The organism is Embleya sp. L77, from assembly GCF_055557415.1.
Genome location: NZ_CM145710.1, coordinates 2246924 through 2259015 on the forward strand (window position 1 = coordinate 2246924; position 12092 = coordinate 2259015).

11 protein-coding genes are annotated in these 12092 nt (G+C 73.4%); 3 read left to right on the plus strand and 8 right to left on the minus strand.

Features of this window, described 5'->3' with window-relative positions:
* Nucleotides 1–32: 32 nt before the first annotated feature.
* Complete coding sequence (locus ACZOOI_RS39595) at nucleotides 33–1700, plus strand: PucR family transcriptional regulator (protein ID WP_465281650.1); 1668 nt, start codon at nucleotides 33–35, stop codon at nucleotides 1698–1700.
* A 123-nt stretch (nucleotides 1701–1823) separates the two neighbouring features.
* Here the strand turns inward: ACZOOI_RS39595 and ACZOOI_RS39600 are convergent, their stop codons facing one another.
* The 7 genes from ACZOOI_RS39600 to ACZOOI_RS39630 all read right to left on the minus strand — a co-directional run bounded on the left by ACZOOI_RS39600 (nucleotide 1824) and on the right by ACZOOI_RS39630 (nucleotide 9827).
* Nucleotides 1824–2066, minus strand: coding sequence for a LapA family protein (locus ACZOOI_RS39600; protein WP_465281651.1), 243 nt, complete (start codon nucleotides 2064–2066; stop codon nucleotides 1824–1826).
* 71 nt (nucleotides 2067–2137) lie between these two features.
* A complete protein-coding gene (locus tag ACZOOI_RS39605; protein WP_465281652.1) occupies nucleotides 2138–2950 on the minus strand; it encodes a SpoIIE family protein phosphatase in 813 nt (270 codons plus the stop codon).
* A gap of 205 nt (nucleotides 2951–3155) precedes the next feature.
* Nucleotides 3156–3788 carry an AAA family ATPase gene (locus ACZOOI_RS39610; protein ID WP_465281653.1) on the minus strand — a complete coding sequence of 211 codons (633 nt, stop codon included), beginning with the start codon at nucleotides 3786–3788 and terminating at the stop codon, nucleotides 3156–3158.
* Between the two features lie 107 nt (nucleotides 3789–3895).
* On the minus strand, nucleotides 3896–5092 hold the full coding sequence (locus ACZOOI_RS39615; RefSeq protein ID WP_465281654.1) for a type III PLP-dependent enzyme: 1197 nt from the start codon (nucleotides 5090–5092) through the stop codon (nucleotides 3896–3898).
* Nucleotides 5089–6840, minus strand: a complete 1752-nt coding sequence (locus ACZOOI_RS39620; RefSeq protein ID WP_465281655.1) for an IucA/IucC family protein — start codon at nucleotides 6838–6840, stop codon at nucleotides 5089–5091. Before ACZOOI_RS39620 ends, ACZOOI_RS39615 begins: the two co-directional genes overlap by 4 nt.
* 78 nt (nucleotides 6841–6918) lie before the next feature.
* Entirely contained in the window at nucleotides 6919–8622 is a 1704-nt protein-coding gene (locus tag ACZOOI_RS39625) for an IucA/IucC family protein (RefSeq protein ID WP_465281656.1), read from the minus strand.
* Nucleotides 8619–9827 (minus strand): ATP-grasp domain-containing protein, encoded by a 1209-nt coding sequence (locus ACZOOI_RS39630; RefSeq protein WP_465281657.1) that lies wholly within the window; start codon nucleotides 9825–9827, stop codon nucleotides 8619–8621. The genes ACZOOI_RS39625 and ACZOOI_RS39630 overlap by 4 nt, the downstream gene beginning before the upstream one ends.
* 391 nt (nucleotides 9828–10218) lie before the next feature.
* Between ACZOOI_RS39630 and ACZOOI_RS39635 the strand changes: the two genes are divergently transcribed.
* On the plus strand, nucleotides 10219–11034 hold the full coding sequence (locus ACZOOI_RS39635) for a siderophore-interacting protein (protein ID WP_465281658.1): 816 nt from the start codon (nucleotides 10219–10221) through the stop codon (nucleotides 11032–11034).
* Between the two features lie 79 nt (nucleotides 11035–11113).
* On the opposite strand, the gene ACZOOI_RS39640 is transcribed toward ACZOOI_RS39635, so the two are convergent.
* Nucleotides 11114–11320, minus strand: coding sequence for a hypothetical protein (locus tag ACZOOI_RS39640; RefSeq protein WP_465281659.1), 207 nt, complete (start codon nucleotides 11318–11320; stop codon nucleotides 11114–11116).
* 417 nt (nucleotides 11321–11737) lie between these two features.
* Between ACZOOI_RS39640 and ACZOOI_RS39645 the strand changes: the two genes are divergently transcribed.
* The gene (locus ACZOOI_RS39645) at nucleotides 11738–12025 is read left to right on the plus strand and encodes a hypothetical protein (protein WP_465281660.1); all 288 of its coding nucleotides are present in this window, start codon (nucleotides 11738–11740) and stop codon (nucleotides 12023–12025) included.
* The last annotated feature ends 67 nt before the right edge of the window (nucleotides 12026–12092 follow it).

The window sequence follows — 12092 nt, forward strand, 5'->3', positions numbered from 1 at the left end:
AGCGCCCCCGCCCACGTCCCGGTGGGCAGCCGATGACCGGGCGTCCGCGCGCCGTCCTCGGGCGCATCATCGACGACCTCGGGTCGACCCTGTTCGCGGTGGCGGCCGGCACGCCGGATCCCGACCGCGAGGTCACCGGCGTGCTCATCCACGACCCGCACGACGAACCCTCCCACCCGCCGGGCGCGGTGATTCTGGGCGTCGCGGTCTACGGATCCACCGCCATCGCCACCCTGGTGCACCGCGCCGCCGGACTGGGCGCATCGGCCATCGTGGTACGCGGCCCGATCGTGGTGGACGCCGAGGTCGAGGCGGCCGTGGCGAGCACCGGCGTGGTGATCCTGTCGCTCACCCCCGGCGCGTCCTGGTCGCAGGTCACCACCCTGCTGCGGGCACTGCTCGCGGTGGACGAGGTGGGCACCGCGCAGAGCGGTGAAACCCTCGACGGGGCGCCGGCCGGCGACCTGTTCGCGTTGGTCAACGCGATCGCCGCGCTGCTGGACGGACCGGTCACGGTGGAGGACCGCAGTGGGCGGGTGCTGGCCTTCTCCAGCCGCCAGGACGAGGCGGACGAACCCCGGATCGCCACCATCCTGGACCGCCAGGTGCCCGCGGAGATGTTGCGCATCCTCGAGGAACGCGGCGCCTTCCACGCCCTCTACCGCAGCGAGGGACCGCTCTACCTGGTCGGCGTCTCCGACCTGCCCCGGGTGGCCATCGCGGTCCGGGCCGGGGACGAGATCCTCGGTTCGATCTGGGTCGTGGTGCGCGAGCCGCTGTCCGAAGAGCTGGCCCGCTCGCTGACCGAGGCGGCCAAGGTGGTCGCACTGCACCTGCTGCGCCGCCGCGCCGGTGCGGACGTGGAGCGCAGACTGCGCACCGACCTGCTCGCCACCGTGCTCGAAGGCGGTCCGGCGGCGGTTGATGCGGCCGGCCGACTGGGCCTGGCCCACCAACCCGCGTGCGTGCTCGCACTCGCCGTGGTCGGCGACTCGGCACCGGCGGAGCGCAGCGCGGAGGAACACCGGATCGTCGACGCGCTGGCCCTGCACCTGGCAGCGGTCCACCCGCGCACCGCCACCGCACGACTGGGCGGCTTCACCTACGCGATCCTGCCCACCGAGTCGGATGCCAGGGCGGTCCGACTCGCCGAGGAGTTCCTGGCCCGGATCGGCGGCCGGATCGACGCGGTGGTGGGCATCGGCCGGGTGGCCGCGCGCGAGGTGGACCTGCCCGCTTCCCGTGCGGACGCGGACCGCGCACTGCGGGTGCTGCGCGCGGGCCGCTCGTCGCTGCGGGTGGCCCGACTGTGCGACGTGTACGTGTCCTCGCTGCTGGTCGACGTCGCCGACCGGGTCGCGGCCACCGACGACGCTCCGGCGGGCCCGGTCACCCGGCTGCGCGCCTACGACGCCGAACACGACACGCATCTCACCGAGACTCTCGCCGCGTGGCTGGACACCTTCGGCGACGTCACCGCGGCCGCGGCGGCCGTGCACGTGCACCCGAACACGTTCCGCTATCGACTGCGCCGACTGTCCGAGGTGGGCGCGATCGACCTCACCGACGGGGATGCCCGCTTCGACGCGATGTTCCAGCTCCGACTGCACGGCGTGCACCCCAACCGCGCGCACCCCCGATCGAACGCAGCGGCCGGGCGCCTCGCCGCACCGACGGCACTGCGCGGGCCGGGCGTCTGAGGGCGCTGCGCGGGCCGGGGCATCCGGGGCGTTCCGCCGAGCTGCGGGTCGGGCGCGTCTGCCGGCCGGCCGCAGGTGCCATTCGGCCACGGTCGCCGCTCGGCGGCCGGCCACGGGCGTCGCTCAGCGGGGTGGGCGGTTGCGGCCGACCAGCCATCCGATGAGGGCCCCGACCAGGAAGGTGCCGGCCAGCACGAACCACAGCGGCGCCTCCACCTCGGGGATCCAGAAGCGGATCTCGGTGCTCCCGGTGTTGGCCAGGACGAACCAAACGCTCAGTACGATCACAACGACGATCACGATCAGCCGCAAGGTGATCCAGGAACCGTGCTCCGCCGTGCCGCGCCCGGGTGAGGTTTTCGCCATGTTCGAACGGTAGGACGGGGCGGGCGCGGGCGCGCTGTGGGCGGGCCGAACGGGTGGGCGGGGCAGTGTGCTCAGGCGTCGGCGGGCTCCGGTCGGCGCGGCTCGTCGGGCTGCCGTGGTTGCTCGGCTTCCAGCAGGAACAGCGCCGCATCGCCGGTGTAGGACGTGTCGAAGTGCGCCTCGACGTCCACCACGAGACGCTCCAGCGCGTCGGCGAAGTCGCCGTGCAGCCGGTCGGGCGCGCGCTCCGCCAGCGGGTAGTGCCCGTCGCCGGTGTCGGACGTCTCGGCCGGGTCGTCGGTGTACAGCAGGACCCGCTCACCGAGGCCGACCGCGACCGCCAGCTCCGGCGGACGCAGGCTGCCGGGGGTCAGCGCACCGATCGGCGGGGTGGCGAAGGCCGGTTCGAGGCCGAGCACGCGGCGACCCACCACCAGGAGCGGGGTCGGGTAGCCGCGATTGATCAGGGTGAGCGAGCCGATGCCGGCCGGATCGCCGACGTGTTCGACCAGGAGCACCCGAACCAGGGCCCGATGGCCGCGGCGATGGTCGTCGCGCAGCGACAACGCGACTTGATGCGCGATCTCGGACAGGGTCGCGGCGCTCGGCGCCGCCGCGGCGAACGCGGTGAGCACGTCCGCCACCCGATCGGGTGCGCACAGCGGGTCGCCGGCCACGTCGCCGAAGATCGCCCGGGTACCGAGCGGGGTGTCCCGGACCTGGCCGAACCAGGCCCGCGGGCTCGCGGACGGCGGCCCGGGGATCCGACGGGTGGCCACACGCAGACCGGGCGCCTCGGCGAGGGTGGTCACACCCGGGTCAGGCCCGATGTCGAGGGCCGGCGACACACCGGAGGGGTCGGTCGATCCGGTGCCGGCATTCACGGGAACTCCTCGGCGGTGCTTCATGCCCACCAGGATTCACCCCACCGCCCCTCCTGAAACGAATCCCCACCCCGACACGACCACACACCCCCGCCCCCGCCCAACCCCCTCCAGCCCCGAACCCACCCCCCGAACCCTCCTGTCGCCGGCGCAGGACTGACCCGCGTCCGGCGGGCTTTCGCCCCGGCAGGATTCCCCGCGCGGATCAGAAGAGCCGAATGTGCCGAACGCCGGTCCAGGCCCGGCGCAGCCGACCGCGCAGCGGACCGTCGGTGTTCGGGGTCAGGGCCAGGCCGGCCGAGTCGGCGATGCGATCGGCGACCCCGGTGACGTCGATGCGGTCGGTGTGGATGTGCTCGGCGAACTCGGGGGCCGCCAGCCGCTCCAGGCACAGGTCCAGCCTCGACACCGCGAAGGTCTCCCCACGCAGCGCCGCCGCCCTGCCGGCCACCACCCGCACCGCGTGCCCGAGGCCGCGCTCGCGCAGCCGCCGCAGGATCGTCTCCCGCTCGGCGAGCAGCGTGAAGTGCCGCACGTCGTGGCCGCGTTCACGCAGGCGTCCGACGGTCTCCCGGAAGTTGCCGGGCTCGATCACCGTCATCGGCGCGATCACCGGGCCGTCCTGCCCGGTCAGAACCCGGTCCAGCACCTCGAACACGCCCTGTCGCCAGGCGGGCAGGTCCTGGAAGTCACCCCGCAGCGCCGGCGGCATCATCCGGTGCATGCCGAAGCCGACCTGTTCCGGATCGCAGATCACGCTGCCGGGCAACCGCCGGGACAACTCGTGTGCGGTCTGGGTCTTGCCGACCCCGAAGGGTCCGTTGATCCACAGAAGCATGCGTCGACTCTACGAGTGCGACGACGGTCCCGGAGCCGGGCCGTGATCACCCTCGCGAGCAACCGATCCGGCCGGGCCGGCCGACGCCCGCTTCGGGATCGCTCCGATCACAGGTGGTGGAAGGTCGGGTGCGGGTGCATCAGGAAGTCGTGGTGGGAGATGTTCCACGCATAGGCACCGGCCAGCGCGAAGACCACCCGATCGCCGACACGAAGCCGGGCGACCGGTCGTCGGCGGGCGAACACGTCCTTGGGGGTGCACAGTTGGCCGGTCAGGGTGACCTCGGTGTCGTGGATCTCCGGTCGCGGCCACGGATAGGGCCACGGGCTCGTGGTGGGCACGACCACGCACGGCTGGTCGTGGCCCTTGGCCGCCGGGGTGCGCAGGTGGTGGGTCCCGCCGCGCAGCACGGCGAACGTTCGGCCGTGGCTGTGCTTGAGGTCGAGCACCTCGGTGGCGTACCAGCCGCAGTACGCGGTCAGTGCCCGGCCGGGCTCGATCCGTACGGTGAGGTCCGGTCGGTCGGTCAGGAGGCGGCTCAGGCCGGCGCCGAAGCGGGGCCAGTCGAAGCGGGCGGCCGGATCCGCGTAGTCGACCGCCATCCCGCCGCCGATGTTCACCTCGGGCAGCGCGATCCGGTGTCGCAGCGCAGTCTCCCGCGTCCACAGGAGGATGCGTTCGGCGACCGCGAGTTGGGTGTCCGCGTCCAGGCCGCTGGCCAGGTGCGCGTGGATGCCGCGGATCCGCGCCCGGCCCGCCTCCGGTCCGGCGAGCAGCCGCAGACAGGCTTCGACCTCGGGCGGATCCATGCCGAACGGACCGGAATCGCCGCCCATCGTCAACGCCGCACCGTGCAGTGCCTCCGGCCCGAGCGGCAGGTTGACCCGCAGCAGCACGTCGACGTCGCGCTCGGGCCGGAACCGCTCGGCCAGCGCGATCAGTTGGTGCAGCTCGTGGCGGCTCTCCACATGGAAGCGCCCGACCCCGGCACGCAGCGCGGCGATCAGTTCGTCCACCGTCTTGCCCGGGCCGCCGAAGGCGAGCGGCACGGTGGGCAGATGGGCCAGCACATGGGCGAGTTCGCCGCCGGAGGAGACCTCGTAGCCGTTCACGTCGGCGGCCAGCGCGGCCAGGATCTCCGGCGCGGGGTTGGCCTTGGCCGCGTAGTACAGCTCGACCCGGGCCGGCAACGCGGCGCGCACCGCCGCCACGTGCACCCGCAGCGAGCCGAGGTCGTGGATGTAGGCGGGGAGTTCGGCGGCGTCCAGGTTCGCCACCCGGGTCCGTACGGCAGGGGTGATCATCGGGCGCTCCGGGCGGGTGTGCGGCCGACCCCGTCGGGGCGGACCCCGCCGGGAATCGAGGCGGCCAGGGGTGAGGGGATGCGCAGATACCGCGCCTCGCGGTCGGCTCGCCGCTCCCAGCGGGCGAGCAGGTTGCCCTTGGCGGGCAGCGGACCGCCTGCGAGCAGCGCCCGCAGTGGTGCCGGTTCGCCGTGCTCGGCCGAGCAGTTCGCGAGCACCGTGCGCACCCGTGCCCACAGCCGGGCCTCCAGCTGCGGATGCAGATCGGTCAGCGCGGCGAGCATCTCGGCGATGTTGTTCACCAGCAGGCAGTAGGCCACCCGGTCCCAGCCGCGCCGGGCGGTGTACGTCATGGGTTCGGCGACCGAGGGCGGCAGCGCGGCCAGGGTGGCGGCGTGCGGTCCGGGCAGCAGCTTGGTGCCCTCCATGTCGCGGATCAGCACCTGCCGGGGCCGGCCGGCGTCGTCGACCGCGAGCAGCACGTTCTGCAGGTGCGGTTCCAGCACCACGCCGTGCGCGAAGTAGGCGGCCAGCACCGGCGGGACCAACAGCCGCAGGTAGTCGTCCCACCAGCGCAGCGCCGCGTGCGGTCCGGCACCGGGCGGCAATCGGGACACGTGGGCGGACCCGGCGGGATACTCGGCGGCCACGGCACCGGCCAACAGCGCCGTCAGCCCCGGCCGCAACCGCGCGTCCAGGCCGTCCCGGACGATCACCCCGAAACCTTCGAGCAGATCGGGCGCCACCGCCGTCGAGACGCTGCGGTACGCGGGTTCGCCGAGCATCGCGAAGTCCGGATATCGGGCCGCGGATCGGGCCAGGATCGGGGCCAGCGCGCGGGTCAGCGCGACCGCCCCGGACAACTCGTAGGCAGCGTTCCTGCGCACGCAGTTGGTGATCCGCACATTCAGCCCGAACTTGAGGAACACCCCCGCGCCGGCGAGCGTGCGCACCGACGCGGTCGGGGTGAACGGGTCGCCGCCCGGGCCCAGGTCGAGCAGGTCGCCGCCGGCCAACGCGGCGCGCAGGCGCGGGTGTTCAGCGAGCAGTTCGAACTGCCACGGGTGTGCGGGCAGCAGCGTGTATCCGGCCGGGACCGGGCCGAGTCGGTCCAGTACGGCGGTGTCGGCGGCGGAAAGCCGCTCCTGCGCGATCAGTTCGGTGCGGACCGCCAGGTGCCGCAGGCGGAACGCGGCCCGAGCCTCGGGTGCGTAGGCCGCCCACGTCGCCGGGTCGGCGCCGCGAGCCTTGGGGGTGGGATGGAAGCGGTGCCCGAACAGCAGGGCCTGCTCCGATTCCAGGTAGCGCGAGGCGGGCCGAGCGGCCTCGCGGGCCAGGCCCGCCGCCACGCCGGCATGGCTGGAGGCCAGTTGGTCGAGGAACTCGTCGTTGCCGACGCCGGTGCGCAGACCCAGTTCGGTGTGGATGCGCTCGGCCAGCTCCGACCAGGTCAGCACGCACCAGGCGGACCCGCGCAGTTCGGCCGCCGGCCCGATGAACCGGTGGTCGCCCAGCAGCGAGGTGCGCCGCAGCCGGACCCGCAGCCACGTCCCCGAACGGGCCAGGTGCAGCCGGAGATGGCCGGCGTCGCCGGGCTCCACGAAGCTGCCTGCCTCCGGGCCGCACACCTCGCGGTGCAGACAGTTGAGCAGGGTGTGCGCGACCGCGTCGTCGGCCGAGGGCAGCGCCGGCGGCGCGGGCGAGGCAGGGGCGGAGGCGGTTCGGGGTGGGGCCGACGAGAACGGCATGGGCGACTCCAGCGGTTCGAGGGCGGTGTCGGGACGTGCGGGGGATGCGCCGGTTCGAGGTGGGCAGGGCGACGTGTGCTATCTCCGACTCGCCGCCCGGCGCAGATAGTTCGGCCCACTCGTGTAGTGCTTGTTGATGTCCGCCGCGCCCGAGCGCTGCTTGCTGAGCAGGGTGCCGGCGGTGATCATCGCCTTGACCGGCAATCGCTCCTCGACCAGCACCCGGCGGCGCAACGTCGGCTCCGCCAGCGCATCGAGCCGGTCGTACACCAGCCGCAGCAACCGGTCGCGTTCCGGCGCAGGCAGCGCGAAGGCGACGGCGCCGGCGCACAGATGCACGGTGATCGTGACGAACACGTCGGCGAGCGGCCCCTCGTGCGTGGTGTACGTGCGTGCGTCGTCGAAACCGTCGTGCGGCAGCGGGCAGCCGGCCGGAAACACCCGCGGGCCGTCGTTGTCCTTGAACAACAGGCGGACCGGGCGGCCCTGGGCCAACACCAGGGAGACGTTCTGCGGGTGTGACTCGAGCGCGATGCCGTACCGGTACAGGGTGGTCTGCCAATCGAGCAGCAGGGTGAGATACGCATCGAGCAGCGCGAACCGGTCGCCGCCGTGGAAGCGATCCGCGACCCGGTCCAGCACCAGGACTCCGTCCGGTCCCTTCGCGAGCAGCGCGGCGAGCGGCAGCACGAGGGCGTCCTCCAGGTCGGGCGGGTGGCGGCGCACCAGTACGGCCAGCAACTCGTGCCCCGCGTGCAGGTGGCTCTGTTCGTCGGCGAGCAACACCCGGTCCCGAAACCGTGGTTCCCGGTGCAGCACCTCGGCCAGGAGCCGCTGCCCGGCGGCGCCGTCGACGAGCGAACCGGGCTTGATCGTGCGCCGGTTGCGCAGGCCGAGGGTGGCGATGGGCAGCGGGAGCTTGAGATGCACGGTGGGATCGTGCGTCACCGCGACGGTACGCATCGACAACGTCGGACGCACGTCCGGGTACTCCAGGGCGGTCCGCACCGCCGGTGCCGGGAGCCGGTCGAACGTCAACGGGTGCACCGGCAGGGCGAGATGGTCGTCGGCCAGGTCGGGTCGGCCGAGCTCGGCGGCGGTCGGCCACCAGGCGGGCAGCGTCCCGGTACGCGTCGTCGCGTCGAGCGGCAGCAGCGCCCAGCGCAGCCTAAAGCTCGGGTGGTGCTCGGGCGCGTATCGGCGCAGCGCCGCCGCGGCCAGACCGGAGCGGGCGCGGGCGGTCGGGTAGAGCGGATGATCGACGTGCGCGGCCAGCGTGTCCAGGGCCGGGCCGGCGCCGAGGCCGGTCCACGTGCTCGGGTCGGGGCCGTGACGCTCGGCGAGCCGCGCCTGTACGGCCGAGCCGGTGCGCGCGAGCAGCCTGCCGGCCCGGGCCGCCTGCCGGCACTCCTCGGCGAAGTCGTCGAAGCCGGACCGGTCCCGCGGGTCGGCCGCATCGCGCAGCAGCGCGAGCAGATGATCGGTGTCGGTCACCCGGGTGCCGGTGTGCTCGCCCACCAGCAACGGCGCCCGGGCCGCGTACTCGCATTGGAAGCCGTCGGCGCGGACCGGCAGCAGCCAGGTTTCCGAGCCGGCGCGCGCGGTCAGCCGCAGCCACGTGCCGTCCGGGAGGGACAGCGGCACGGCGGTGCTCCGCAGGCTCAGAACGTCCTCGCGCAGCACGGTGTCCAGGACCCGGCACAGCAGTTCGTCCTCGAACGGGCGCGCCGCCGGGGTCTCGCGGGGCCGGGGCGCGGACGCGTCGCCTGCGCGCCGGGTCACGGTGTGATGCTCCACTGCCGGTCGGTCAGGAATCCCTCGGCCGCGCGGTGCACGGCGTCCCGATCGTCGCCGAAGGTGCGCAGCACCCCGAGGTAGTCCCGGTTGGACCCGTGCAGTTCGTGCCGTTCGCCGATCGCGCGCAGCGGGTGGTAGTCGATCCGGACGCCACCGCCCACGAGCGTGGCCTCGCGCCCCGGCGCCGCGGTGAGCACGCCGGCGCGGTCGGCGCACGGGTAGTCCACCCGGGCGTGCCACCCCGTGCGGGCGCCCAGGTCCGCGGGCAGGTCGATGCCCAGGTGCACGCGCAGGATGTGTTCGAAGAGCGGGAGGCCGAGCACGTCCCGGAGCAGCAGGTCGCATCGGTCGCCGATGGCACGGTAGTTGACCTCGATGATCCGGGGCCGCCCGTCCTGGACCACGAATTCCGTGTGGCACGCCCCGAAGCCCACCCCCAGGGCGTCGAGTCGGCTCAGCACCCCGGCGGTGATCGCGGGCGGCGGGTCGGGCACCAGGTCCATGCGCGTCTCGATGAAGTACGGCGGCGACGACAACCGGGTGTGGAAGCCGCCCAGGACCCGGACGCCGTGCCGGTCGCCGAGGGTCTCCAGGGTGTACAACTCGCCCGGCAGGAACTCCTCCACCAGCAACGCCGCCGCCGGTCGGCGGGACCTGATCCCGGCACAACACGCCAGCAGTTCCGCGTCGTTCGCGACCAGCACCACGTCCTCGCCCGCGACGCCCTCGCGCGGTTTGAGCACGCACGGATACGGCGGCGCGAGCGCGAGCAGGTCCGTCGCCTGCTGTTCGGGCGCCAGTTCGGCGGCCCACACCGTCTCCATGCCGGTGTCGGCGAGCCGGCGGCGCATCTGCGCCTTGTTCTTCGCCCGCAGAGCGGCGGTCCAGTCCTTGGCGGGGAGGCCGAAGTAGGCCGCCGCGAGGGCTGCTTGGACCTGGAGGTGGTCGCTGTTGGTGAACACCGCGTCCGGGCGGTGCGCGGCGCCGATCAGGTCGATCACGGCGCGGAAGTCGCGCACGTCGCAGTCCAGCACCTCGACCCGGGGGAGCGCGGCGCACAGTTCGCGGTGGGCACCCGCGTGGGCGGGGTCGGCGAGCAGGGTGACGTCGAGCCCGAGGCGGCCGGCGGCGGGGAGGAATCCCTCGGTCACCGAGTCGGTGGGGTTGAGCGCGAGCAGGTACAGCCGCATGCGTGATCGGTCCCTCTCGGACACGTCGACCCGGGCACGGCGAACCGGACCATCGACCCGGAGCGTCGATCCGGATCCACGGCCCGGACCCGCAACAACTTAGGGTAGGCATACTTGCCGGCCAAATCCGGTCGGTCCCAGGGCTGTTCGGCCCCCTCCCGACCCGTCGCCGACGGGCATGGCGGGCGGGTCGTCCGACGGGCACCACGGGTGGTTCGACGAGGTGTACGCCAGGCGTGTCGCCCGATGCGCACCGCAGGCGTTGGGTTAGGCTAACCTAACCCCGACATCGTCTCGGGTCGTCCGTGGTCGACCGTGTCCGAGAGGGCGAGTTCCAATCTCCACCGAACGTGAACGCCGCGCGCAGCTCTACCGGCCCTTCCAGCTCACCGTGGTCCGCAATACGCCGATCACCCGCAACGCCACCCGGATCACCCTGACCGGCCCGCGGCTGGCGGACTTCGTCCCGGGCGGTCCCGACCAGCGGGTCAAGCTCTTCGTCCCGCGCGAGGGCCGACCCGCGGGCCGGGTCACCCGGGACGACCTGACCTGGCGCGAGGCGTGGACCCGGATCCCCGAGGCCGACCGGCCGTACCAGCGCACCTACACCGTGCGGGCGCACCGCTCGGACCCGGTCGAGATCGACATCGACTTCGCGCTGCACAAGCCGGGCGGACCCGCCTGCCGCTGGGCCCGCTCGGCCCGCCCCGGCGACGCCATCGAACTGCTCGGGCCGACCGCCGAGCGCAACGGCGGCTACAGCTTCGAGCCGCCCGCCGGCCGTCGGCTGCTGCTCGCCGGCGACCATGCGGCGCTGCCCGCGATCGGGTCCATCGTCGAGTCGCTGCCCTCCGACGCCCGCGGGCACGTCTTCGTCGAGGTGGCCTCGGAGGCGGACCGCCAGCACCTGGCGGCGCCGCCCGGGGTGCGCGTCGACTGGATCCATCGCGACGATGCGCCCTACGCGGAGAACCGCCTCCTGGACGCGGTTCGGGATGCCCACCTGCCGGTCGACCAGGGCTACGCCTGGCTGGCCGGCGAGGCCGGTCGGGTGCGGGCGCTGCGCCGTCACCTCAAGGACGAGCGCGGCATGGACCACCGCTCGATCGCCTTCATGGGCTACTGGCGGGTCGGCCACACCGAGGAGACCGCACACACCGAACCGGCCCACCCGGTCGCCTCCGCGCGGCTGCCGATCGCCCGCTGATCGGGGCATCGCCCGCCGAACGGGCCCAACGCCCGACCGCCGGCTGTCGTTCGCCTGCCCGCCGGCCGCCGCCCGCCGCTCACCGATCCCGCGCGGACCCGGTGCGCTCGGCGCGCATCCGGCGGGCGATGACCATCAGGTCGATCCAGGCGATCACCGCGGTCACCGCGCAGACGATCGCCGCGACGATCCACAGGGTGCGTACCGACTGGGTGACATCCGCGGTGGCCGCCAGTGCGCACAGTGCGCAGCCGACCACGAAGAAGGGCAGGGCGATCCGGGACATGGCCCGACGCGCGGGGAGGTCACTTCGCGGGTGGGCCGCCTCGCTGCCGGGAGGGCGCTTGGCCGGAGCGCGATGTCGCGCACTCATACCTTTCGCATACCCGACTGCGAAGCCGGTACGCGGATCCCGCTTCGCGCGGCTTCGCGCGGACCGGTGCGCCGGGTCTGCCGGGCGTCCGCGCGGGTCGGGGTACGCGGCTGCGGGGTGTATGGGCGGGCCGGTGCACGGCCGATGCACGGGGTCGGTGCACGGCTCGCCGGGCGTTCCGCGCGGGCCCTGGCTCGGGTTTGCGACGGGTTTGCGACGGGTTTGCGCGGGTCGGTGCCCAGGAGGAGGCTGGAAGGGTACGCGACCGGGTCCCCACGAGCGCTCCGGGTGAGCGCCGAGCACGGTCCGTACCGGGATCAGGTGAGATCGATGCGCATGTTCCTCCAGGCACGGATGGACACCGAGATCGGCAACAAGGCGGTCGCTGACGGGTCGTTGGCCAAGATCATCCAGGGCGTCGTCGAGCGTCTCCACCCGGAGGCGGCCTACTTCACCGCCGTCGACGGCGACCGGACGTGCATGCTCGTGTTCGACATGCAGGACTCGTCGCAACTGCCGAGCATCGCGGAGCCGTTCTTCGAACTGGGTGCCAAGCTCACCGTCAAGCCGGTGATGAACCTGGACGACCTGCAGAAGGGCCTGAGCGCCCTCGGCTGACCTGCCGGGTAGGGTCGACCGGACGGTCCGACCGGGTGATCCGCACTCCGGCGATCGATCGCCGGAT